Origin of the sequence: Kaistella sp. SH40-3, from assembly GCF_030686865.1 — a bacterium.
Classification (GTDB): Bacteria; Bacteroidota; Bacteroidia; order Flavobacteriales; family Weeksellaceae; genus Kaistella.
This window is the reverse complement of sequence record NZ_JAQYUS010000001.1, coordinates 432,632-458,034: the sequence shown is the minus strand read 5'-3', so window position 1 is coordinate 458,034 and position 25,403 is coordinate 432,632. Positions and strand designations below refer to the sequence as shown.

21 protein-coding genes are annotated in these 25,403 nt (G+C 36.0%); 11 read left to right on the top strand and 10 right to left on the bottom strand.

Features of this window, described 5'->3' with window-relative positions; genetic code table 11:
- Nucleotides 1–465 carry a gliding motility lipoprotein GldH gene (locus PUH65_RS02115; RefSeq protein WP_305518210.1) on the bottom strand — a complete coding sequence of 155 codons (465 nt, stop codon included), beginning with the start codon at nucleotides 463–465 and terminating at the stop codon, nucleotides 1–3.
- Nucleotides 458–1,765: a regulatory iron-sulfur-containing complex subunit RicT gene (locus PUH65_RS02110; protein ID WP_305518208.1), complete on the bottom strand. Its 1,308-nt coding sequence runs from the start codon at nucleotides 1,763–1,765 to the stop codon at nucleotides 458–460. Before PUH65_RS02110 ends, PUH65_RS02115 begins: the two co-directional genes overlap by 8 nt.
- A gap of 387 nt (nucleotides 1,766–2,152) precedes the next feature.
- On the opposite strand from PUH65_RS02110, the gene PUH65_RS02105 reads away from it, so the two are divergent.
- The 7 genes from PUH65_RS02105 to PUH65_RS02075 all read left to right on the top strand — a co-directional run bounded on the left by PUH65_RS02105 (nucleotide 2,153) and on the right by PUH65_RS02075 (nucleotide 8,632).
- Entirely contained in the window at nucleotides 2,153–3,391 is a 1,239-nt protein-coding gene (locus PUH65_RS02105; protein WP_305518207.1) for an OmpP1/FadL family transporter, read from the top strand.
- 14 nt (nucleotides 3,392–3,405) lie between these two features.
- A complete protein-coding gene (locus tag PUH65_RS02100; protein ID WP_305518206.1) occupies nucleotides 3,406–4,881 on the top strand; it encodes a G-D-S-L family lipolytic protein in 1,476 nt (491 codons plus the stop codon).
- 92 nt (nucleotides 4,882–4,973) lie between these two features.
- Nucleotides 4,974–5,912, top strand: a complete 939-nt coding sequence (locus PUH65_RS02095; protein ID WP_305518205.1) for a ribose-phosphate pyrophosphokinase — start codon at nucleotides 4,974–4,976, stop codon at nucleotides 5,910–5,912.
- A gap of 47 nt (nucleotides 5,913–5,959) precedes the next feature.
- Nucleotides 5,960–6,595: a 50S ribosomal protein L25/general stress protein Ctc gene (locus PUH65_RS02090; RefSeq protein WP_305518204.1), complete on the top strand. Its 636-nt coding sequence runs from the start codon at nucleotides 5,960–5,962 to the stop codon at nucleotides 6,593–6,595.
- 248 nt (nucleotides 6,596–6,843) lie between these two features.
- Nucleotides 6,844–7,470, top strand: a complete 627-nt coding sequence (locus PUH65_RS02085) for an energy transducer TonB (RefSeq protein WP_305518203.1) — start codon at nucleotides 6,844–6,846, stop codon at nucleotides 7,468–7,470.
- 64 nt (nucleotides 7,471–7,534) lie between these two features.
- Nucleotides 7,535–8,083: a DUF3575 domain-containing protein gene (locus PUH65_RS02080; protein WP_305518202.1), complete on the top strand. Its 549-nt coding sequence runs from the start codon at nucleotides 7,535–7,537 to the stop codon at nucleotides 8,081–8,083.
- Nucleotides 8,084–8,200: 117 nt separating this feature from the next.
- Nucleotides 8,201–8,632, top strand: coding sequence for a nucleoside deaminase (locus PUH65_RS02075; RefSeq protein WP_305518201.1), 432 nt, complete (start codon nucleotides 8,201–8,203; stop codon nucleotides 8,630–8,632).
- A 121-nt stretch (nucleotides 8,633–8,753) separates the two neighbouring features.
- Here PUH65_RS02075 and PUH65_RS02070 read toward each other — a convergent pair whose 3' ends face one another.
- The 3 genes from PUH65_RS02070 to PUH65_RS02060 all read right to left on the bottom strand — a co-directional run bounded on the left by PUH65_RS02070 (nucleotide 8,754) and on the right by PUH65_RS02060 (nucleotide 13,226).
- Entirely contained in the window at nucleotides 8,754–9,515 is a 762-nt protein-coding gene (locus tag PUH65_RS02070; protein WP_305518200.1) for a type III pantothenate kinase, read from the bottom strand.
- Nucleotides 9,516–9,573: 58 nt separating this feature from the next.
- Complete coding sequence (locus tag PUH65_RS02065) at nucleotides 9,574–11,418, bottom strand: M1 family metallopeptidase (protein WP_305518199.1); 1,845 nt, start codon at nucleotides 11,416–11,418, stop codon at nucleotides 9,574–9,576.
- A gap of 125 nt (nucleotides 11,419–11,543) precedes the next feature.
- Nucleotides 11,544–13,226, bottom strand: coding sequence for a hypothetical protein (locus PUH65_RS02060; RefSeq protein ID WP_305518198.1), 1,683 nt, complete (start codon nucleotides 13,224–13,226; stop codon nucleotides 11,544–11,546).
- A gap of 285 nt (nucleotides 13,227–13,511) precedes the next feature.
- Between PUH65_RS02060 and PUH65_RS02055 the strand changes: the two genes are divergently transcribed.
- Together PUH65_RS02055 and PUH65_RS02050 are read left to right on the top strand one after the other, a co-directional pair.
- Complete coding sequence (locus PUH65_RS02055) at nucleotides 13,512–15,710, top strand: glutamine synthetase III (RefSeq protein ID WP_305518197.1); 2,199 nt, start codon at nucleotides 13,512–13,514, stop codon at nucleotides 15,708–15,710.
- A 324-nt stretch (nucleotides 15,711–16,034) separates the two neighbouring features.
- Nucleotides 16,035–16,721, top strand: a complete 687-nt coding sequence (locus PUH65_RS02050; protein ID WP_305518196.1) for a C40 family peptidase — start codon at nucleotides 16,035–16,037, stop codon at nucleotides 16,719–16,721.
- 522 nt (nucleotides 16,722–17,243) lie between these two features.
- Here the strand turns inward: PUH65_RS02050 and rodA are convergent.
- From rodA to PUH65_RS02025, 5 genes are all read right to left on the bottom strand, one after another.
- On the bottom strand, nucleotides 17,244–18,473 hold the full coding sequence (gene rodA, locus PUH65_RS02045) for a rod shape-determining protein RodA (protein ID WP_305518195.1): 1,230 nt from the start codon (nucleotides 18,471–18,473) through the stop codon (nucleotides 17,244–17,246).
- Entirely contained in the window at nucleotides 18,470–20,485 is a 2,016-nt protein-coding gene (locus PUH65_RS02040; protein ID WP_305518194.1) for a penicillin-binding transpeptidase domain-containing protein, read from the bottom strand. Before PUH65_RS02040 ends, rodA begins: the two co-directional genes overlap by 4 nt.
- 83 nt (nucleotides 20,486–20,568) lie before the next feature.
- The gene (locus tag PUH65_RS02035; protein WP_305518193.1) at nucleotides 20,569–21,075 is read right to left on the bottom strand and encodes a rod shape-determining protein MreD; all 507 of its coding nucleotides are present in this window, start codon (nucleotides 21,073–21,075) and stop codon (nucleotides 20,569–20,571) included.
- Nucleotides 21,072–21,923 carry a rod shape-determining protein MreC gene (gene mreC / locus PUH65_RS02030; protein ID WP_305518192.1) on the bottom strand — a complete coding sequence of 284 codons (852 nt, stop codon included), beginning with the start codon at nucleotides 21,921–21,923 and terminating at the stop codon, nucleotides 21,072–21,074. The genes PUH65_RS02035 and mreC overlap by 4 nt, the downstream gene beginning before the upstream one ends.
- 26 nt (nucleotides 21,924–21,949) lie before the next feature.
- On the bottom strand, nucleotides 21,950–22,975 hold the full coding sequence (locus PUH65_RS02025) for a rod shape-determining protein (protein WP_305518190.1): 1,026 nt from the start codon (nucleotides 22,973–22,975) through the stop codon (nucleotides 21,950–21,952).
- Nucleotides 22,976–23,227: 252 nt separating this feature from the next.
- On the opposite strand from PUH65_RS02025, the gene hemA reads away from it, so the two are divergent.
- A complete protein-coding gene (gene hemA / locus PUH65_RS02020) occupies nucleotides 23,228–24,502 on the top strand; it encodes a glutamyl-tRNA reductase (RefSeq protein ID WP_305518189.1) in 1,275 nt (424 codons plus the stop codon).
- Nucleotides 24,489–25,403, top strand: a complete 915-nt coding sequence (gene hemC / locus PUH65_RS02015) for a hydroxymethylbilane synthase (protein ID WP_305518188.1) — start codon at nucleotides 24,489–24,491, stop codon at nucleotides 25,401–25,403. Before hemA ends, hemC begins: the two co-directional genes overlap by 14 nt.

Sequence of the window (25,403 nt, the reverse complement as noted above, 5' to 3'; positions counted from 1 at the left end):
TTACGGTTTTGCCGTTTCTATTTTTACGCCAATATCTTCTATTCCCACTAAGTTGTCATTTCTCATCGCTTGGATAATTCCGATGGAATAATCACCATTTGCTGGGAATTTATAATTTAATTTATACTGAAAAAGGGTTTCTTTGGTTTCGCCAAATCCTTTTCCTAACCATTCACCATTGGGTTTTGCTAATGTGTAATTTAAAGTATCACTGCTTTTACTCTTTGTTTTCTGATCCAAAAAACTCACAATTAATCTGATATTGCTATAAGGGTAATCGTTGTTGTTTCTTACAACAAATATAATATTTTTTGGATTTTGAGCATCCTTTACCTTAAAGTCAAATTTCTGTTCTGATTTTTTGTTCCATTTCCCATTGATGTTCTTCATGAATACTTGTTCAGAATCATTTTTACAACTTGTTAGAAAAAGCAAAACGAAAAAAAGACCAAATATCTTATGCATTGTCATCGCGTTTTGGCTGAAGTTTCTTTTTAAAGGGTTTCGGTTTGTTTTGAGGCGGTTTCTGATTTTGCTGTGCAGTTTTATCAAGAGGCTTATCCGTTGGTTTCTCGGAAATTCTCTTTCTCCGATCGCCTTGTTTTGCTGAAGTTTTATTCTCTGGCTTTTGTTCGTTATTCGGTTTTTTTCTGTTCTGATTTTTACCCGAATTTTTGCCTCTTCTTTCGAAGCGATCCATGTTGTTTTCCTGAATTAAATCAACTGATTTCAACGGAGCGTCATTAACCTTAACGTCTTCTAGAGCAGGTGCTTTCTCGCCCTTTTTATTTTTGGCGATCATTTTTTTAACATCCTGAACATCTAAATCATACCATGCCATAGAATGATCTGCATAAGCAAACCACATTCTCTTTTTGAATACATCGATTTTAATACAGAAAACTTTTCCTTTCTCAGTGTCAATGGTGGTTGAAGAAGGTGGAAAGTCACTTAATGCATCCAAATAACTGTCGAGTTCGTAGTTAAGACAACATTTTAGTTTTCCACATTGTCCCGCTAATTTCTGCGGATTGATGCTTAATTGTTGATATCTCGCTGCGTTGGTGTTTACAGACCGAAAATCGGTCAACCAAGTTGAACAGCATAATTCTCTACCGCACGATCCGATTCCACCAACTTTTGCTGCTTCCTGACGAAAACCAATTTGTTTCATATCGATTTTAGCACGGAATAAAGAAGCAAATTCTTTAATCAACTGACGGAAATCTACACGCGTTTCTGCGGTATAGAAGAAGGTGACTTTTGTTCCATCGCCCTGATATTCAACATCCGTAATTTTCATTTCAAGATTCAACGCATAGGCGATTTTTCTGGCTTGAATTTTTACGCTTTCTTCTTTTCCTCTGGCATCTTGCCAGATTTCAATGTCTTTTTGGTTGGCTAATCGGTAAATTTTTAAAGGGTTTTCTTCAGAGACTCTTTTCTTTTTCATCTGAATTTTAACCAACTCTCCCGTGAGACTAACTACTCCTATATCGTGACCCGGACTAGATTCTACTGTGATGACGCTTCCAATATGAAGCGGTAATTTATTAACGTTTTTATAAAAAAATTTACGATCGTTCTTGAATCTTACTTCTACAAAATCGGTTTGAGATTGAGAAGGGTTATTAATATTCGAGAGCCAATCGAAAACGCTTAATTTATAGCTATTTCCGCAAGTATCTACACTTTCACAGCCATTGGCGGATTTTGTTCCGCACGAATGGGACGAATCGCCGGATGTTTTACATCCACAACTCATATTTATATTTTTGTTATATGTTGCAAATTTAGTATAATTTTTTTGTATATTTCATTGACTTACTTTTTTACGATGATGATTTTTCAATTATAAGTTTTAAGGCTATTGTATTATGAATAATTCAAATATAATATAAATATTATGCAAATCATATAATTAAAATTTGAGATATCGTTTTCATTTTATTGATTTCATTTAAATTAAACGGTTTCTAATTTTATAGTGATATTTTGGCATAAATGCTTATTATCATTAATATTTCGGGTGTTTTTTCTAGATGTAAAAATTAAACATTAGGCATAAGATAGCATTTGTTTAAAAAGTTTTAAGATTAATTAACAATTGTTTAAAAAATAATTTTATATTTGGAACATTAATAATGATTTTATGAAAAAAATAGTTCTAACAACAGCTTTGTTGGCCGGCACTCTTGCTTATGCGGGGGGCTTTCGGGTTTCTTTACAAGGTGTAAAGCAATTGGCAATGGCTCACACTAGTGCACATGCAGACGATGCGAGTGTAACTTTCTTTAATCCTGCAGGAATGTCTTTTATTCCCGCTAAATTAAGTATTGCAGCTGGTGGTTTCGGTGCAAAATCTAGTGTAACGTACCAAAATTTATCTACTCTTGAATCTTTTGATACCAATAATCCACTTGGAACTCCACTTTATGCGGCGATTGCTTATAAAGTTTTAGACAATGTTTCTGTCGGATTTAATTTTTCTACTCCATTCGGAAGTACGATAGAGTGGCCATCTGATTGGTCAGGTCGAGAAATCGTTCAACGTCTGGAATTGAAAGCGTTTTATTTCCAACCAATGGTCTCTTTTAAATTAGCACCTTGGGCTTCTGTCGGTGGTAGTTATATTTACGCAAAAGGAGTTGTAAATTGGGATAAAGCGGTTACTCAATTGGGTGGAACTCTTAATCTTAAGGACGATAAAGCTACTGGAAGTGGTTTTGGAATAGGATTCTATTTGCAGCCGAGTGATAAGTTGGATGTAAGTATTGCCTACCGTTCTCCTATTGATATGGAAGCAAAAGACGGAACAGTTAGTTTTGATATTTCTCCTGCATTATATCCTAGTTTAGGTCTTGATGCTTCTGGGAAGGATTCTTTCAAAGCAACTTTACCTTTAGTAGACGAGTATACCATTGGTGTGACTTATAAAGTTACTCCAAAGTGGTTGATTTCTGGAGACTTTAATTATAGTGGTTGGGACAGATATAACCAACTTACTCTAGATTTTGCAAATGCACCGATTGGTAATCAGCCGACTGATCCAACTGTTTTGGTTAGTCCGAAAAATTTCAAAAGTACCCAGACTTGGAGAGTTGGAACTCAGTACCAAATCAATGATATGTTTGCAGCACGTGCTGGATATTATTATGATCAATCACCATATGCTGATAAAGATTTCCAAGCAGAAACTCCATCGTTTGATTCTAATGTTGTTACAGCAGGTTTAGGAATTAATTTGATGAAAGGATTTGGAGTAGATATCGCAGGTGGAATTGCATTCCCAAAAAGCAGAGCGGTTGCAAACGCCTATAATAACTTCTACGGACAAGCAAAAGCGAAAGCATATTACTTCGGTTTAGGTCTGTCATATAATGCATTTTAAGATTTAATTTAGTTATGAAAAAAATATTAATTTCAACAATTGCTGTTTCAGCTTTATTAGCTACAGTAGGTTGCAAAACAGATTTTGACACTGATGTAAGTAGCATCCAAGTGACAAGTGGTGACGCGAATTTTTCAAAATTTGTATCTATTGGGAATTCGCTAACATCTGGCTATAGAGATGGAGCCTTGTACAGTGATGGGCAAATGGAATCTTATCCAGCAATGATGGCAAAGCAAATGAAGCTTGCCGGTGGTGGAGAATTTACACAACCAATGATGCCCAATAATGTTGGTGGATTTACGAACTTATTTGCCGCTTCAGGAGGTACAGATTTCTACGGAAAATTAACTCTTAAAGTTGTTAATGGGGCATTGTCTCCAACACCGAGTGCTCCAGGCGCAAATCTAGATATGATCGGTGGTGCAGGTAAAATGTTTAATAACATGGGGGTTCCAGGTGCGAAATCTTTCCATTTAGGTGTAGCTGGTTATGGCAATGCTAACGGTTTAACAACAGGTGCTGCAAATCCTTATTTTGTGAGATTCGCTACAAGTCCAACTGCTTCTGTTATTGGTGATGCAGTTGCTCAAAAGCCTACATTCTTCTCTCTTTGGATCGGTAATAACGATGTTCTTTCTTATGCAACAAGTGGTGGAGCGGGAGTTGACCGAACTGGTAATCCAAACGCTGCGGTTTATGGTTCAAATGATATTTCTGATCCAGGTTTAGTTGCTACCGTAATTAATAACTATGTAAATGCTTTAACAGCAGGAGGAGCAAAAGGAGTTATTGCAAATATTCCTAATGTAACATCAATTCCTTATTTTACAAGAGTTCCTGCAAAACCAATTCCTGGTGATCCAGCAACCGTATCAGCATTAAATGCTGGATATGCAACTTATAACGCAGGTTTAGGTCAGGCGAAAACATTAGGATACTTAACCGATGCAGAATACAATCAACGATTAATTAAGTTTACTGTTGGGGTAGCTAATGGTGCTGTAATTGTAGATAAAGATCTTACGGACTTAAGTGCATTAGGTATTCCTTCTTACAGACAAACTACTTCTAAAGATTTAGTTTTGTTAACCGCTTCAAGTCAGTTAACTGCAGCAGTAGGTGGCGGAACTTCAGTTCCATTGGCAGACAAATATGTATTGACAGAAAAAGAAACTGCAAGAGTTTTAACAGCTACTGCAGCTTACAATGCTTCAATCCAATCTTTAGCTGATGCAAAAGGCTTAGCATTTGTTGATGCTAATAAAAAGATGACGGAACTTTCATCCATGTCAGGGATTCAGTTCGATGGGGTGAAATACACTGCAACCTTCGTTACAGGAGGAACATTCTCTCTAGATGGAGTTCACCTTACAGGAAGAGGTTATGCTTTAATCGCTAACGAATTTATGAGAGTGATTAACCTTAAATATAAATCAACTTTACCAATGGTAAACGTGAATAGTTATCAAGGTGTAACTTTCCCATAGTTAAAATGGAAAATCATTAAATATAAAAAACCACTTGAATTCTTCAAGTGGTTTTATTTTTTTTAAATTTGCACATCTAAAAAAAAGTAAAAATGGCTGATCAGGCAAGTTATTTATTCTCTACCAGGACAAGTAAGGTTTTGGCGGAAAAAATTGCTCAATTTTATGGGCAAGAAATGGGAAGAATTAATTTCCAAGATTTTAGTGATGGGGAATTTGAGCCCGTATTGGATGAATCTGTTCGTGGTGGACGGGTTTTTTTGATTGGCTCCACTTTTCCACCAGCAGACAATCTACTTGAGTTATTACTCATGATTGATGCCGCTAAAAGAGCATCTGCGAAAAGTGTCACGGTAGTTTTGCCTTATTATGGCTTAGCAAGACAAGATCGAAAAGATCAACCCAGAGCACCAATCGGAGCGAAGTTAGTGGCAAATCTACTAACAGCAGCCGGAGCAACCCGCGTTATGACCATGGATTTACATGCAGATCAAATTCAGGGGTTCTTTGAAATCCCAGTAGATCATTTATACGCTTCAACAATTTTCATCGACTACATCAAGCAATTAAATTTAGAAGATCTTACCATTGCTTCACCAGATATGGGAGGAGCAAAAAGAGCTAAAAACTATGCAAGTCATCTTGGTGCAGATGTGGTAATCGCTTACAAAGAGAGAAAAAAAGCAAACGTAATCGAAGAGATGTTTTTGATTGGGCATGTAGAAGGCAGAAATGTTATCCTCATTGATGATATGATTGATACCGCAGGAACACTTTGCAAAGCTGCAGACATCCTGATGGCTAACGGAGCAAAAAGCGTTCGCGCCATGGCAACACACGGTGTTCTATCTGGAAAAGCTTATGAGAATATTGAAAATTCAAAACTCCTCGAAGTGATTGTGACCGATACTATTCCTATTAAAACAGAATTGTCATCAAAAATAAAAGTGTTGTCTTGTGCAGAACTTTTTGCAGATGTTATGAAAATGGTTCACCAGCACAAATCCATTAGCGATAAATTTATTATTTAAAATAAAAATTATATCTTTGCACCCTTAAAATTATTTAATATATTATAATGAAATCAATTACAATTCAAGGTACAAAAAGAGAAAGCGTGGGCAAAAAGTCTACTAAAGCCTTACGTGATGCTGAATTAGTTCCTTGTGTTGTTTACGGAGGTGCCGAAACCCTAAATTTTTCTGCTGAAGAAAAATCTTTCAAAGGTTTGGTTTATACTCCTGAAGCACACACGGTATCTATTGAGGTTGACGGAAAAACCATTCCTGCCGTACTTCAGGACATCCAATTCCACCCATTAACTGACAAAATCTTACACGCTGATTTCTATCAGTTAGCAGATGATAAACCAGTTGTGATGGAAGTTCCAGTAAGAATTACAGGACGTTCAAAAGGGGTAGTTGCCGGTGGTGCAATGAGACAGTCTTTCAGAAAATTGAAAGTAAAAGCAATCCCAGCAAATTTACCAGACGAAATCGTGGTAGATGTTACTCCACTTAAGATTGGTAGCAAACTTTATGTTGGTGGTATCAAAACTGAAGGATTCACATTTATGCATCCAGACAATGCAGTAGTAGTTGCTGTTAAAATGTCTAGAACTGCAGCCAAAGGAGGTGCGGTTATTGATGATGAGGATGAAGAAGAAACTGCAGAAGGAGAAACTCCAGCAGCAGAAGCAACAAGCGCAGAGTAAATCTACACCAAATTATATAGAGTCCCGCCCAGCAATGAGCGGGACTTTTTTATAGTACACAATTCATTTTTTGAGGCAAACTAATCCGTCCGCCACTCCCGCTTCTCCAGTCAAAATACGGGAGAGAACTCCGTTCAGGTCGGGTTGCAATCATCGCTGGTGTAGATGCTTATAGTCATTCCAAAAAATCAATATTTTACAATTCTCATTTATTTTAATTATTTTTACCTATTAAATATTTAAATCCTTTGAAGAAATTCTACTCCCTTTTTGCTATATTCATTTGTTTTTTTTCATTTGCTCAACAAAATGAAGAATTTAAAGTAGTCAAAAATTATTATGACTATCAGCGTTTTATGTTGAATAATGAATTCAAAAAACGATTCGATAAAGAAGCAAATACGGCTAAAAAAATTGCAGTTCAAAATGACTTTCAAGAGTTTATGGTAAAACTCGACAGTATTCAGAACAATGCTTTGGTTAACGCTTTGGTACGGGTTAAAATTCGGGAAGATTTAAATCGACTGAATATCAATAACCAACAGCCAATTTTAGGAGTGAATCCACACAAGTCAGACTTAAGCAAAAACGCCGATTATCCTGGTGGATTTAATTTAATGCGGCAACAAATTATGGATTTGTTTTATACCAATGCGATTTTAAGTGAAAAGAAAATAATGAAAACAGAATTACTTTTCGTTGTTGAAAAAGATGGCTCTATCACTTCGGTACAGGCAGAAGGAGATAATTTTGCCTTCAATCGACAAGCCGAAATTGCACTTTATCTTCTGCCAGAAAAATTCTCTCCCGCTTTCATAGATGGAACGCCAATTCGCTATCGTTTTCGGCTTCCCCTATCCATGAATTTTGAATAAACAGAGCTATTTAATTATTCCTAGATTTAAACTTGGTTTTTATCTATATTTGAGAAAAAAAAAGATGAAACAACTTTTACTTATTGCGTCTCTGGTTTTTGCAGTGACTCTTCATGCACAGGAAGAAAACTCGGCTGAGAGACAAAACGACATGATGATCAGCCCAATTGAATTGATCGCTGGGCCAGCATTAAATGTGTCGTATGAAAGATTACTTAATAAAGATTCCGGAATTGGAATTAATGTAATGATGCTTTTAGATAAAGGCGAAGATGGAGATGGAATAAAGTCGCAAATCTCTCCTTATTACCGCATGTATTTTGGTAAAAAATATGCCTCTGGGTTTTTTGTAGAAGGTTTCATACCAATTACGATGTCTAATGATGAGATTTATGTTCCTTATACCAGTAGTGGGTCTTTTGTTTCGACTTATAAATATGAAAAAAACACGACCATTGGTGCAGGTATTGGTTTCGGTGGTAAATGGGTTGCCAGGAGAAATATTATATTTGAAGCTAGCATGGGAATTGCTAGAAGATTTGGCATGAGTTCCGAATATGACGATACTCCAATCACAGGAAAAGGAATGTTAGGAATCGGTTATCGTTTCTAAACATTAAAATAATTTAGAAAAAGGTTTAGTTTTGTGCTGAACCTTTTTTCATTAAAGTTTATAATTGTAGAAGTCTAAAATCTAATGACCAAGTTTTAAAACCTAATCTGTTTAAATATGTTTACCGACGAATATTATATGAAAATGGCGTTACAAGAAGCCCAGATTGCTTTTGAAAAAGATGAAGTTCCCATTGGTTGTATCATCGTTTCAAACGACAGAATCCTGGCGAAATCTCATAATTTAACAGAAACCTTGAATGATGTAACTGCTCATGCAGAAATGCAGGCAATTACTTCTGCTGCCAATTATTTGGGTGGAAAGTATCTGCAGAGTTGCACCATGTATGTTACGCTGGAACCTTGCGTCATGTGTTCAGGTGCCTTAAGTTGGTCTCAGATTTCAAAAGTCGTAATTGGTGCACGAGATGAACAAAGAGGTTTTATCAATAAGCATTTAAAGTTGCATCCGAAAACAGAAATTGTTCTGGGAGTTTTGGAACACGAATGTTCTATGATTGTAAAAGAGTTTTTTAAAAATAAAAGATAATAAATTTTTCAAAACGAATTTCTTTCAAGTGAATTACTTAAAGTGAATTTTTTTTAAATTCCCCTGTGTTTTCACATTTGAAAATTCACCATTCACAAGCAACGCAATTGACCTTTCACATTTATAAATCTTTACCTAAATAATACAATCCTTTCAAAGTATGTAACCGGTCTGCAATTTGAATTTTATCCGTTAAGGGTTTATAAACATGCGAAACTCCGCCCGTTGCAATTACAAAACAATCGTCTTTAACTTCTTCATTAATACGGTCTACGAAACCTTCAACCATTCCTAAATAACCGTAAACCATTCCGCTCTGCATACAGGAAACGGTATCTAATCCCAAAACTGATTTTGGTTTTACCAGTTCGATTTCCGGTAATTGTGCGGTGTCGTGAATTAAAGAATTCAAAGCGGTAATAATTCCGGGCGCAATAATTACTCCGATGGTTTCGCCACTTTCATCAATACAACTTGCAGTTAAAGCGGTCCCGAAATCAAAAACAACTTTCTTTTTATCCGCCGGATAAAGATGATGTGCGGCAACTAGGTTTGCGTAAATATCAGTTCCCATTTGTTTCGATTTGGGCTGAACTCCAGATGGAGTAGTTCGATCAACGATGATGGTTTTTTTATTATGAATCTTCTGAATCGCTCGGGTAACATCGTACGTCAATTGTGGTACGACAGAGCCGATGATTATTTTCTCGATATTCTCCGCTTCGATTTTATGCGTTTGATACATCATCATAAACTGCATCTGTAGTTCGTCGCTGGTTCTGTACGGTTTGGTATTTAAAATCCAGGAAATGTCGCAGTTGTCATCATCAAATAAACCGAATCGGATATTGGTATTTCCTATATTAATTACGATGGACTTCATCTTTTATATTTTTTCATTAGGTGAACTAATGGTACTTATTATTTAGAATTTCTCCTTTTTATTTTACTTCTACCAAGTTATCTTCTGGATTAACATCTGCTAATCTTTGAGAAAAATCAATTCCCAGTGCAGAAATCTGTGATTTGTTATAAGGAATTGTCAAAGTGTATTCTTTCTGAGTCCATGCCCAATAAGGCATTGTTTTGAAATCACCATAAATATCTTTCGTTTTCCAGGTATGGGTCATGTTTAATGGAATCTGATAATTAACGACTTTTTTATCGGTTGTTAAAATTGAGAAGTCAATTGGCATCGGAACTGTTCCTCTGTTCTCTAAAGTAATTGTTGTTGAAAACTCATCGTATTTTACATCTTTAATTCCGTAATCAATCGTTTTTGTTGTACTGATCCAATAGTGAAGAAACCATTTTAAATCCATGCCCGAAACTTTCTGTGCAATATGCATGAAATCTCTGTCGGTTGGATGTTTCAGGTGCCATTCATTATAAAATTCCTTCATTACCAAAGCCAGATTTTGCTCACCCATGATGTAACCTAATTGTACCAGAAATAATTCTCCTTTGTAGTAAGTTGCAAAAGAATATGCGGTTCCGTTATCGTGATGATCGCCTAACCAAACTGCAGGTTCTTCGATTCCTCTTTTTACAAAATTTCTATATCTGTCGATGCTTGTGGTAAAAGGATTTGCTTGAGGCGTCTTCGGCGGGAACAGTTGATACATAATATAATCATCATAATAACTTGTGAAACCTTCATCCATCCACGGACGAACGCTTTCGTTGTAAGCCATCATTTGCTGATTCCAGGAATGTCCACCTTCGTGAACCATTAAGCCAACCAAGCCATTCAAACTTGTTGCTTCACCCAACATCATAGTGCACATTCCGTATTCCATTCCGCCGTCACCACCTTGAATAAATGAGTACGATGGATAAACATATCTACCATAAGTAGCGTTCATTATTTGGAAAAACTTGGTTACGTAAGGTTTCGCTTCTGCCCAATATTTAGTTTTCTCCGATTTCTGATACACAAAATTTACTTTTGGTCCATCCAAAATCACAAAAGATTCTACAGTGTAATCGCGGTCTGCAGCCCAGGCAAAATCGAGCATGTTTTTCGCGGTCCATTTCCAGGTTGCTTTATTGTTTTTATCTGCTTTAATGGTTGCTTTTGAATCGTAACCTTTTACTTCCAAAGGGTTTTCTAAAGTTCCGCCCGCTCCAATTACATAATTTTTATCAATTTTAATGTTGACTTCAAAATCGGAAAACGGTGCATGAAATTCTCTGCCGATATAATCGAAAGTTGCCCAGCCATCATAATCATATTCTGCAATCTTCGGATACCATTGTGTAACAGTCATATCGATTCCTTCGCGGTTATTTCTGCCGGCACGGCGAATCTGCATCGGAATTACCGCATCCCATTCCATGGTGAAGGTTGTTGAGGAATTTGGTTTAATGGATGAATCTAGATACACTTTCATTACGGTTTCCTGAATTTCGAATTTCAGAGTTTTTCCGTTTTGTTTGATCCAATGAATATTTTGTGCTCCTTCTTCCTCTTTCGGAATCGAGGCCAAAGTAGAAATTCCATTATTCTGCAATCTGGAATCTCCGTTCTTTCCTTGACTTGCAACTCGCTGATCCATCATAGAGCCAGGTTTGAAAGCGTTCCAGTAAAGATGAAAATAAACAACATTAAGTTCATCCGGGGAATTATTGGTATAAGTTAAAGTTTGATTTCCGTTGTAAGTGAAATTTTTCGCATCTACATCAATATCCATTTTGTATTTGGCGTATTGCTGATAGTAGGCATTTTTCTGCGCTGATAATAATCCGAAAAATAAGGTAAGAATAATAAGAAACCCTCTGTTCATAGTATTTAAAATTTAGAATCGGAAAGATAAGAATTTTAGATTTTATGGAAAGGTTTAAACCAACAAAAAACCCTTTCAGCATTAGTAATTGCTAAAAGGGTTTGCTTTATTTCTTTAATTAAAGATTATTTTTTAGAAGTCATTCCACTTTTCAAAATTTTCTCTAATATTCTTAATGTGATCAAGTAAGTCGGCTTCACTCCGGTCAAACCTAAACCACCCGAAGATAGGGTAGAACCTGTTTCCAGAGGATTATCTGAAGCGTAATACGCATACATTACAAAAAGATCTTCTGAAATATGGTGGCGAATTTTCGAGGCAACCTGAATTGCTTTTTGATAATGTGCGCCTTCCATTTCTAGTCCGATCGCTTTCCATGAAGTATCCATGAAGTATCTTAGAATATCTTTGTTCTGTAGTGAAGTTCCCAAAACGGTAACCATTCCACCTTCGAATGCCTGTATTTCATCATCTACAAAATCTTCTAATTTCAAAGTGTTTTCAAACGGATAATTATCCGCAGTTCCTTCAAATACATGAGAAGTAGGAATCATAATATCTCCTTTTCCACCTTGCAAAATTCCGGCTTTCCCCATAATTGAAATGGATTTCACCTTCATTGTATAGATTTCACCGTTGAAATCATAAGGACGTAAGAGTTCGTCCATTACCTCAAATGCCTGTTCTCCGAAAGCATAATCGAAAACCAAAATAACATCATCCCCAGAATATTTTAAATCTGCAAATGGCGTATTTTTCAAATCAATTTTAGAAAGATCGATAATTTGAACATCGATATTGCTTCCACTTTGATCGTCGATATAAATTAAACCTGCTTCCTGTGAATGGGCAAGAATTTTTTCCTGTAATGATTTCTTGTTCGAAATCTCTTCGTACATTTTGTAATCTACATTCTTCGTCACTTTTTTCCCGATAGAATCATTGGCAAAAAGCATGTTTTTTACAGAGTGCATGTTGGCTGAAATAATATGCAAAGGTCTCATCTGCAAATTGTTTTCTGCTAAAACCTGTTTTACTTTATTCGCCCACTTTTCTCCAAAGAAGTGGTGTCCAACTCTTTCACGAAGAATTGCCGAGAAGTGAACTTCTCTTTCTCTGATTTGTTTATAATCGTTAAAGCTTTCATTTCCTAAATGATAAACGATTTTGAAAAGTCTGTCTGGGTTTTTATCGTCACCGAAATTATTATAGGCATTTAAAGTTTCATCAAATGTTCTTCCTAATAAAGAAGAAAGATGAATCAAGGCAACTTCTTTTTCTTTTCTGCTTAGTTTTTCATTTCCTATTGCAACTTGTTCGATAATTTTCCAGGCTCTGCTTGGTTTATCGTTTCTTTCAGAAAGAAATGCGAGTTTGCGGATTTTATCTGCTTCAATATAAAGGAAAGTAAGGTGAGTAAGAATGTCATAAATCTCTGAACGACCCAAAAGAACCTCGATATTCATTTGATGTTCGTCGATACGATAACAGTTTCTTCTTCTTTTCTTCGGAACAATAACTTCGAAACTTCCTTTGTCGAAACCTTCATCGGAAGTAAGGTGAATGAATGAACATTCTTCAATTCCTTCTGGAAGTCTGTCTAAAACATAAAGAAGTCCATCTAACTCTATTTTGTTAGGAACTCCCATTGTTCCGTAAATTTCCGGGTTGATCGTTGTAAGTAATGACCGAAGACTTTCTCCGGAGATTCCGGCTGGTTTGAAAAAACCGCGATAGAATAAGTGACGCATAGAAACGTAAAGTCTTTCGATTGCTTCAGTGGTTTCTCTAGCTCTTGAATTTACCATATTGTAAAATTTCACACAAATATAAGGAATTTGTTCTTATTTATACTTTGTTCATTGCATTGAGTGTGTATTTAATGATTTGTTAATGTTGATTGGCGGTATAATTTGTTGATGAGGTTAATTTAATTAAGGATTTGTTACTTATTATGGGTTCTATTAATGATAATAAAAGATGATTGATTTACATAAAATGATAATATTTTTAAATGACCCCTATAAAAAATAAGTAATTTGTATTTTGTTTTTATATTTTTTGTAATTTTACCCCACAAAAAACACCCTACAATGTCAAGTTTAAGATTTAAAGCACTAGAGTTAATTTCTCAAAAGGATTTTAGAAAAGAGAATGCCGTGGAAGTACCGGCAAAATTATCATCGTTATTTTGTGAAAATGTTTTTTCCGAAGAAACGATGAGAGAGTATTTGACGAAAGAAGCATTCACCTCCATTCAAAACGCAATTAAAAGCGGCGTGAAAATTCAGCGGGATGTTGCCGACCAGATTGCAGTTGCCATGAAAGATTGGTCATTAAGTAGAGGAGTTACTCATTATACCCATTGGTTTCAGCCCTTAACCGGATCTACTGCGGAAAAGCATGATTCGTTTTTTACTCCTTTTGAAAGTGATCGTGCGATTGACAGATTCTCTGGTGGCATGCTTATTCAGCAGGAACCCGATGCTTCTTCTTTCCCAAATGGAGGAATCAGAAATACATTTGAAGCGCGTGGTTATACTGCGTGGGATCCTACATCTCCGGCTTTTATTATGGGGACAACGCTTTGTATTCCCTCAATTTTTATTTCTTACACGGGTGAAACTTTAGATTATAAAGCGCCTTTGCTTAGAGCATTAAATGCTGTAGATGAAGCAGCAACAGATATTTGCCGTTCTTATTTTGATAAAAATGTAACCAAGGTAAGTCCGACTTTAGGTTGGGAGCAGGAATATTTCTTAGTGGATTCTGCTTTATATCAGTCCAGGCCAGATTTGGTAATTACGGGGAAAACACTTTTGGGACATTCGCCGGCGAAAGGGCAGCAATTAGATGATCACTATTTTGGTTCTATTCCTACTAGGGTGATGAACTTTATGAAAGAGTTGGAAATTAAAGCAATACAACTGGGAATTCCCGTAACGACCCGTCATAATGAAGTTGCACCCAACCAGTTTGAATTAGCACCTATGTTTGAGGAAGTGAATGTTGCGGTGGATCACAATTCATTATTAATGGATTTAATGGCCAGAGTTGCTCACAAACATCATTTCCATATTTTATTTCACGAAAAACCTTTCGCGGGTGTTAACGGAAGTGGAAAGCATAATAACTGGAGTTTGGCCACAGATACAGGCGAAAACCTTTTGAGTCCAGGAAAAAATCCTAAAAAGAATTTACAGTTCCTTACCTTCTTTGTCAATACTTTGAAAGCCGTTCACGATTATGCAGATTTATTAAGAGTAAGTATTGCATCTGCTGGAAACGATCACCGATTGGGAGCCAATGAAGCGCCGCCAGCGATTATTTCTGCCTTTATCGGTTCACAGTTATTCAGTGTTTTAGAGGAGTTGGAAAAAGTAACCGATGGAAAACTTTCCCCAGAAGAAAAAACAGATCTTAAATTAAATGTAGTTGGTAAAATCCCTAATATTTTATTAGATAATACCGATAGAAACAGAACTTCACCATTTGCCTTTACCGGAAATAAATTTGAAATCCGAGCAGTAGGATCTTCTGCAAATTGCGCAGAAGTGATGACGGTAATGAATTCAATTGCTGCCAAACAATTTAAAACTTTCAAAAAAGAGGTAGATGCTTTGGTAGAAAGTGGATTGAAAAAGGATGAAGCGATTTTCAATGTATTGAGAGAATACATCAAGGTTTCTAAAAATATTATGTTTGAAGGCGATGGTTACTCAGAAGAGTGGGCAATCGAAGCCGCAAAAAGAGGACTTAATAACTTAAAAACCACTCCACAAGCTTTGAGCAGAGAGTTGGATCCTAAATTCGTTGCTTTATTTGAAGAACTCGGCATTTATACCCATCGTGAGATGGAAGCAAGAAATGAAATTAAGTTAGAAAAATATTCCTCTGTAATTGCTATTGAAGCAAGGGTGATTGCAGATATCGCCAGAAACCATATTATTCCTTGCGCGCTTAAATATCAAAATCGTCTTATTGAAAATGTGAAAGGATTAAAAGAAATTTTTGGTGACGATGAGTTTCAATCCTTAGCAAAGGAACAGATGAGTTTGATCCGATCGATTTCCGGTCACGTTGGTACGATTAAAGTGGAGGTAGAAAATCTTCTGACCGCAATTGAAAATGCTAAATCTAAAGGTGATTCAAGTGAAATTGCGAACTCTTTCTGTGATGAAGTTATTCCTTACTTTGCAAAAATTAGGAATTCATCAGATGAGTTAGAAATGATGGTTGACGATGAATTATGGCCGTTAACAAAGTACAGAGAACTTCTGTTTACAAAATAAAATATCCGTCATATAAACTGAAAGCCCCATTTATTGGGGCTTTTCCTTTAACAAACTCTTTCAACTTACACTTTATAGAGGAATTCGATATATGATATAGATTTAAAACATAAATGTTAATAAATCTTAATATAAATAAAAATGCAATCCCTGAAATAGAGGGATTGCGGTGAATACTTCTTTAACATTAGATATAATAATGTTAAAATGTGTTAAATTAGTAAATCAGATTGGGTGTTTTCACCCTCGTTTTTACTCGAATACCTACTTTTGTATTGCTTTTTACAAATAAATATTGTGTTTAACACAGGTAATCAAAGATATATGAAGAAAAGAGTTTTGTTTTATTGTGCCGCTGTTTTTGCTACATTTTCCTTACAGTCTTGTGTAACCAACTATGTAGTTTCAGCACCAACAACCTACGCTAATGAGTACAAATCAAATGCCAAACTAGCATCAGTCGACAATAAGAAACTTGCATTAGCAAAAGACCAGTTATTAAATAGCTTCAAAAATGAACAATTGGCAACTGCCAAAACTTTAGAAGCGGTAGCTAAAAACGAAGAGATTTCAAAGACAATTCGTTTCGCAAAAAAAATAGATGATATTTTAACCGAAGCAGAATCTTACTTAGGAACTCCTTATAGATATGGTGGAATGACCAGAAAGGGAATTGACTGTTCCGCATTCGTATTATCAGTTTTCGGTGCAAGCGCCGGAATGAGTTTGCCAAGAGTAGCAGCTTCCCAAGCACAAGAAGGAGAGAAAGTAGATAAAAGCGACCTTCAAAAAGGAGACTTAGTTTTCTTCTCACACGGTAAAGGTAGAATTTCTCACGTAGGAATTGTAGAAAGTGTGAGCGAAGATGGGAGCGTTAAATTTATTCATGCAGCCACTTCAAAAGGAGTGATGATTTCTTCACTAACCGACTCTTATTGGGGTCCAAAGTTCAGATTTGCCAAAAGAGTTTTATCCCAGGATTCTTATAATGACAACTTCGCAAATAATTAAAAATAGATAATTGATATTTTTAAAAAAAAGCCATCTTCTTTAAAGGTGGCTTTTTTATGCTTAAAATTCAGCGCTGTTTTTTTTATGAGTAATAAGATTTTCGCTATCGTACAAAACCCTCCCCGCTCTTCGTTTCAATTCCTCATTTCGGTCACTCGCTTTGCTCGCACCTCATTCTGGGATTTCCACTGCAATCGGGACTAAAATAACAAGCGTTTACCATCTTAAAAGGACTTTGCTTTAGAAGGATTACAAAGTTCACTTAAAAACTCCTTACTGAGTAGTCTATTTGCACAGCATTCCATTAACTTTATTTTTAAAGTAGTCTGTAAATAAACTTATCAAAGGTTTTTAATTTGAATCGGATTTTCTCAAAAATTTAACTGAATAAAAAACATTGGCTTTAACCCAAACCAATATCAAGTTTGAATTAAAGCCAACTGCTCTTTTATTTAGAAGTAATTTCTAATTGATTTGATTAGAAAATAAAATTAGATTACCTGTTTTTTCATTACTCAGATCTTAAACCAAACTATTTCGATCCGTGTAATTCAGTTTAAAGAAGATAAACGTCATCATAGAAAATGCTAAAAGCGAACTTCCACCATAACTGAAAAATGGAAGGGGTATTCCTACGGTGGGGAAAAGACCCATCACCATTCCTAAATTAATCGAAAAGTGCATCAACAATATCGAAGCAAAACTATATCCAAATACGCGGTTAAACGCTGATTTTTGCTTTTCAGAGAGGTAATAAATTCTACCGATGAAAACAGAGTACAGGATCACAAGCATTGCGCTTCCAAAAAATCCCCACTCTTCGCCAACGGTACAGAAAATATAATCTGTACTTTGTTCTGGTACGAATTTGCCTTGCGTTACTGAACCTTCACGATAACCTTTACCGAAAAATCCGCCCGAGCCAATTGCAGTTTTAGAGTAGAGTAGGTTGTAACCGGAAGTATCTCGGAATGCCCTTTCTCCTTTATATAAAACCTCAATTCGCTCTCTTTGGTGTTTAGGTAGTTTTTCTAAAATAGTCGGTGCTCCAAATGCTAAACCGCTTAAGATTCCAACGCCACCAATAATTGCGGCTACCGATAAAACATTCCAGTGTATTTTATGGGAGTTTAGGAAAAGTGCTACTGCAGTTATTAAAACAATCGCAATCACTACATACAGAGCGTCAATTGCGAGTGCTACCAAGAATACACTTGCGAAAATTAATCCTACCCCGAATACCCAACCCGACATTCCTTCCCGAAAAAGTGCGATGAAAAACGCAATAAATACAAGCAGAGAACCAACATCTGGAATCATTAATACAACGATCGCTGGAACCCCTATAATTCCTAAAGAAGTCCATATTGATTTTTTATATTTCAGATTAAAATCGGGTCCGGAAACGTAATTGGCAAGCATTAATGCTGTTCCAATTTTAGCAAATTCTACAGGTTGTAAACTCACAGCACCGAATTTATACCAGTTTTTTTGTCCCAGAATTTCGGTCCCGAATGGAAATAAACCGACAAGTAAAAGTACGCCCGCAATATAAATTAAGCCAGACATATTTTCGAAAAACTTGGCCCTCATAAAAAATATGATAATGCCGACAAATATAGAAACGCCTAACCAAACAGCTTGTCTGGTGCCGCTCGAAGGTTCTACACTATAGATGTTTGCTACCGCGAAAATGCAGAGTAAAAGATAGAGAGAGAGACCTAATTTGTCAATGCCTTGTGCCCACTTCATTTCTTTACGGTATTTTTTAATTTCTGTACAATAGAATCTCTTTTATACAGAAGTTTATTTTTTTTGTCAGCATCTTTTACGGTGCGCAATTGATCTTCAAGAGTTTTTAAATTAACAGAATCTTTATTTGGTTCTTTATAAAGACCTTTCTTCTTGAGTTCTGCGTCCCATTGTCTTTTATATTCAGGCATGAAACTGGCGTTGACCAATTTTTTATAAAGATGTTCACGTTTTAAGTCACCTGTTAAATATTTTTCTGCAATTACTGCTGCGGCAGGTCCTGCCCAGGTTGCTCCAAATCCCGCATGTTCCATTACCGCAGCAATTACGATTTTCGGTTTATCTGCAGGTGCTGCTAAAACGAAAATTGAGTTATCTTTTCCTTGCGGAACCTGAGCGGTTCCTGTTTTTGCTAACATTGTAAAGTCATTAGATTTTAAACTTCTTGCAGTTCCGCGAAGAACTACTGCTTCCATCCCTTTAATAATTGGATCGAAGTGTTTAGGATCTACTAAGGTTTTGTGTTTTACTTTAAATCGAGGGTCTGGATTGGGTTTCCCATCAATTGATTTTACAATATGAGGAGTAAAATACCAGCCGCGGTTCACGATTGCCGCAATTGAATTTGCCATTTGCAGAGGAGTTAATAATACATCACCTTGTCCCATCCCATTAAAAATAGAACCATTCATAGTGTAAGCAGAAGTCCAGTCTTTTTTACCGCCACTTCTTTTTTCATAAAATTCGCCAGTTGGAATTCTACCTTTGGAGCCAACTGCTAAATCATTATTAAGAAATTCCCCGACACCGAAACTGCTCATGATTTTCTTCCACTCATTAACACCTCGGGTTGGATCACCCGGATATTTATTCATAATGGCAATAAATGCATAAGAAAAATAACAGTTACTCGAAACTTGAATTGCGGGAATCAAAGGGTCTGCACCGCCATGACCTTTGACTCTCAAACCACGATAGTTAAATCCGCCACCACAAGGGAAAACGGTGTTTTCATCCATCACACCCATTTGCATTGCCGCCGCTGCCGTAAGTAATTTAAAAGTTGAACCTGGCGGATAAGCCGCTTGCAGAGATCTGTCGAAAGTTGGACGGTTATTATAAACAGTGTCCATTTGCAAGCGATAAAGATTTCTGGTCTTTTCTGGACCTGAAAAAAGGTTGGGATCAATGTCTGGACCAGTGGCCAATGCTAAAATTTCTCCATTCGTAGGATCGATTGCGACAATTGCACCTTGTTTGTTCACCAGCATTTCCTCCGCCATTCTTTGTAAATCGTAATCGATGGTGAGGGTAATATCTTTACCGGTAATCACATCCTTGTCCAAAGCTCCGTTTTTATAGGAGCCAATGCTTCTTAAACGAATATCTTTTTGAACATAACGAACTCCTTTTTCACCGCGAAGTTCCTTTTCATAAGATTTTTCTATTCCTGTTTTTCCAATGAAATCACCTGGAAGATAGTAGATGGAATCTTTCTTTAATTCTCGCTCATTAACTTCATTCGTATAACCCAAAAGGTTTCCCGATGTAGAAACTTCATATTGTCTTTGTGGTCTGGATACAATATTAAATGCTGGATATTTAAAAATGATTTCCTGAATTCTCGCAATATCCTCCCGACTTAGATTTTTCATAAAAGTCATTGGAGTTAATTTCGAATAATATTTTTCGCTTTTAATGGAATTAACTGTTTTGATGAAATCGGTTTTACTTATTTTAAGTAAATTACAGAAATCCAAAGTATCGAAGTCAGGTTTTAATAATGCCGCTGTAAAAGAAATTTCGTAAGATGGCTGATTGCCCACCATGATTTTTCCATTTCGGTCAAAAATTACTCCACGCTGCGGAATAATGTACTCCGTTTTGATGGAGGTATTTGCAGCATTCAACGCATAACGATCGGTAAACAATTGTAAATATGCAAGCCGAGCTATAAAAATTATAGCAATAACAGAGAGAAGAACGGTAATTTTTAAAAATTGTGATTTCATATGTGCTTTTTATTTTCTAGAGGACATATGTAACCTCAATGTCAAAGAAAGCATTATTTTTTTGATAAATTATTTTTTCGGTTTCAAACTTTTTGTTTGATTTTAAATGCCAGTGCGTAAATGATGATAAATATAAATGAAATGGCACTTGTTGCCAAAACATTCAGTAAAATATCAAAGAAACTACTGAATTTAAAGATTTCCAGATATTGCACCAGTGCTTGATGGATGAAAATACTCATAAAAATAAAGAGTAAAAATTGCGTCCATTGTAAAGATTGGAAAGAGAAGAAATCAGTCGAAGTATCAGTCGAAGTTCTGAAAATTACGGTTCTGAAATAAGCGATAGTAACGGTCGCAAAGGCATTAATTCCACCAGTATACAGTAGCCAGTCCACACCTAAACCTAAGATGAAACTTAAAGCCAGAAACTGATATTTATTTCTAAAGAACGGATAAAACAATACGAAAACCGGATAGAGAACTGGAGTATATTTCCCGAAAAGCGTGATTCTGTTCAACACAAAAATTTGTAATGCCAGGAGCAAAACAATAATGAAGATATCTGTAAAGAGCGTTCTACTTATCATTTTTCTCTTTTTATGGTCGCTTGCAAAGTGTCTTCAATTTTACGAACTTCTGCTTTTTTTAGATTTTTAACCACATATATTTTGCTGAGGTTTCCCATTTTTTCACTTAACTCTACAGAAATATCCCAGAAACCAGTTTTACTGTCAACTTCATACCCGGCAATTTTTCCGACCATAATCCCTTGTGGAAAAATAGCAGACTTTCCATCGGTTACAATGGTGTCGCCTACTTGAAGCGGAACATATTTGGGGATATCTGATAAATGCATAATTCTAGAATCATCACCGCGCCAGGTTAGCGTCCCGAAATAGCCAGATTTCTTAAGGGCAGCATTAATTTTAATTTTATTTAAACTTAAAATCGATTGTACCAAAGAATAGGAGTCGGTACTGTTAATAACGATTCCGGCAATTCCGCCTGGAGCCATTACACCCATTTTTGGTAAAACGCCATCTCTTAGTCCGCGATTAATAGTGAAATAATTATCTTTTCGGTTAATGCTGTTGAAAACAATGTCGCCATCAACAAAAGTATAAATTTGGCCGCCTCCGATGGTGTCATGTACTTTTCTAAATTCTGGATGATTTGCCGCATCTTTACCGTAAAGTTCCTGCATTAAACTTTTGTTTTGAGCAACTAACTGTTCATTGGTTTGCTTCAGTTTAAGGTAAGAAGCACCTTCATCGATATACCCCGAAACCCAAGAATTAAACGCAGCAGATTGCCCAGCAATCCACGACTGTTGCATTGAGTTTCTGCTGAAAATCAACACAATAGCAATGAGTTGCAGAAATATAAAGAAGACGAATAAACCGTTCTTCGAAAGTAATCTCAGCAAAAATCCCATCCGTTAATTTCGTAAAAGTTTATTAATTATCTAATTAAGAAGTTGAATTTATCCATGTTCTTTAAAGCGATTCCTGTTCCACGAACTACCGCTCTTAATGGATCTTCAGCTACAAAAACCGGAAGACCAGTTTTTTTGTGAAGCCTGTCTGCAAGTCCTCTTAATAGTGCGCCACCACCGGCAAGATAAATTCCTGTTTTGTAGATATCAGCCGCCAATTCTGGTGGAGTCAAAGAAAGGGTTTCCATAACTGCATCTTCGATTCTTACAATTGATTTATCCAAAGCACGTGCGATTTCTTTGTAGTTCACCATAATTTCTTTTGGTTTACCTGTAATTAAATCACGACCTTGAACTGGAATATCCTCAATATCTACATCTAAATCTTCGATGGCAGAACCTACTTCGATTTTTACTCTCTCTGCAGTTCTTTCGCCAATGTATAAATTATGATGCGTTCTTAGGTAATATGCAATATCATTGGTAAATACATCGCCGGCAATTTTTACAGATTTGTCGCAAACGATTCCTCCAAGAGCAACAACTGCAATTTCTGTCGTACCACCACCTATGTCGATGATCATGTTTCCTTCTGGTTTCTGTACATCGATTCCAACTCCAATTGCTGCAGCCATTGGTTCATAAATCAAACGAACTTCTTTCGCGTTTACTTTTTGTGCAGAATCTCTTACTGCTCTTTTTTCAACTTCAGTAATACCTGAAGGAATACAAATTACAATTTTTAAAGTCGGCTGAAAAAATTTCCCTTTGATGCCAGGAATTTGTTTGATGAACTCTTTTATCATATGTTCAGACGCATGAAAATCAGCAATTACGCCATCTTTCAAAGGTCTAATCGTTTTGATGTCTTCATGGGTTTTCCCCTGCATGTGTTTTGCCTTCTCCCCAACTGCAATTGGTTTCCCCGTTGAGCGCTCAATCGCTACAATCGAGGGTTGATCAACTACAATTTTATTATTGTGTATGATAAGTGTGTTCGCTGTTCCTAAGTCAATCGCAATATCCTGCGTGAACATATCAAATAACCCCATTTTTATGCTAATTTTTTAAAGTGTACAAAGATATAAATTTAGAACCGTTCTAAAAATTACATCGGTAGTAATTTTGGTTAAAATTTTATTAAAATTTAAAGAATATTCTATCATAACATTTTAATTACCAAAATATTTCACTTTTAATAAAAATTTAGGATTTATTGGGAAAAATTCATAGATTATACTGATAATTTTCATATGTAATATGCTTCACCAATTCAATTTAAAACCTTAATTTTGCGTTTGCTCATGATTAAGGAAAATAACATTCATAAAACCGCTAATTTTGCCGTTCTTAGTGTCAGTTTTGAAAAAGCTGATGCCGAAATACGGGGTAAATTTGCTTTTTTTGATGAGAATGTAAAATATTTTGTTACCGAAATTCACGACATGAATTTGGGTGATGCTTTCGTGGTTTCCACTTGCAATAGAACTGAAATTTATACGACCACTCAAAACTATCTTTTGATTGCGGAATTATATTGCAAAATAGTTGGAGTCAGCATTACCGATTTCATGCAATATGTTCAAATTCTAAAACATGAGGAAGCACTCAATCATCTTTTTCGTGTAGCGGCAGGTTTAGAAAGCCAAATAATTGGAGACTTCGAAATCATTGGACAGATTAAGAATGCCTATCACAGATTTCGAAAAGAAAAGAAAAACGCGAACCCTTTTTTGGAAAGAGCCATTAACTCTGCAATTCAGATTTCCAAAAGGATTAAAAATGAAACGGGTATTTCTAATGGAGCAGCCTCAGTTTCTTATGCTGCAGTTCATTATATCTTAAAAAATCAGAACCAAATTTCGGATAAAAATATCTTGCTTCTTGGCGTTGGGGAAATCGGTCAAAATACCGTAGAGAATTTGGTGAAACATGTTTATAAACCAAAAGTAAAAATCGCCAACCGTTCTGCTGATAAAGCCGAAAAAATTGCTGAAAAATATCAAATCCCTTATATTGAATTTGATAATTTTCAGGAAGAATTGGAGAAAACAGATATTCTGATTGTAGCAACAGGAGCGCAGCATCCGATTATTAATAAAATGCATTTTCCTAATGGCAAAGAAACTTTAGTCATTGATCTCTCGATTCCAAATAATGTGGCGAAAGATGTAATGGAAAATGAAAATGTAAGTTTGGTCGATGTTGATCAGTTGTCTCTTCATATCAACGAAACCATGGCTCAGCGGCAAAAAGAAATTCCAAAGGCCGAGGAAATCATTAAAGAAATGAGCAAGGATTTTCTGGAATGGGAAAAGAAGAGAAAACTCGCCCCAAATATTCATCACTTCAAAGCAGTGCTGAAGAATATGGAGCGAAATGAAATGCATAAAATTCACAAAAAACATCGATATATTGAGGTAGATGATATGCAACTTTCTGATAAAATGATTCAGAAGATCACGAACCGTTTTGCAAAATACATCATCGATAATCCTTGGAAAGCCGAAGAAATTAGTAAATTAATGCACGAGATTTTAGTAGAACAACCAAATAAAGAGTTCAATGAGAAGCATTAAAATTGGTACACGAAACTCTCCGCTGGCATTGTGGCAAGCGAGGGAAGTTGCCCGTAATTTGCAAAACAATAATTACAAAACCGATATTACTCCAATTGTTTCAACAGGAGATAAAAATTTGACGGAACCTCTTTATGCCATGGGTATTACCGGAGTTTTCACCAAAGATTTAGATATCGCTTTACTTAATAAAGAAGTTGATATCGCTGTTCATTCTTTAAAAGATATACCAACTCAATTGCCTGCAAACCTAGAGATTATCGCTGTTCTAAAACGTGATTATCCGCAAGATGTGTTGGTAAGAAAATCTACTTCCCACGATAAAGAATTGCACGAACTGAAAATTGCGACCAGCAGTTTAAGACGTCGCGCTTTTTGGGCAAAACATTATCCGGAAACAGAATTTTTTGATATCCGTGGAAATGTGCAAACACGCCTTCAAAAATTAGAAGATCAGGAATTTGATGCGACTTTATTTTCATTGGCAGCAATTGAAAGAATGGGCTTGCCTATTGATTATGAGTTTCTTACGATGATGATTTCGGCGCCGGCCCAAGGAGTTGTTGCAGTTTGTGGAAGAAGTGACGATCATGAAATTAAAGAACTTTTCAAAGACGTAAACCATCGCGAAACTCAGATTTGTATTGATATTGAAAGAAATTTCTTAAGAACTCTTGAAGGCGGCTGTACTGCACCAATTGGCGCTTTTGCAGAAATTAATGATAAAAGTGAAGTTCGCTTCATTGGACGGTTATGTTCCCTAGATGGAAAAAACTGCCTGGAAATCGATGAGGTTTTTACCTGGAATGAAGTAGAAAATTTTGGTCAGAAAATGGCTCAAATAATTTTAGAAGCCGGTGGAAAAGAGTTGATGCACGAGATTAAATTGCATTTGCAATAA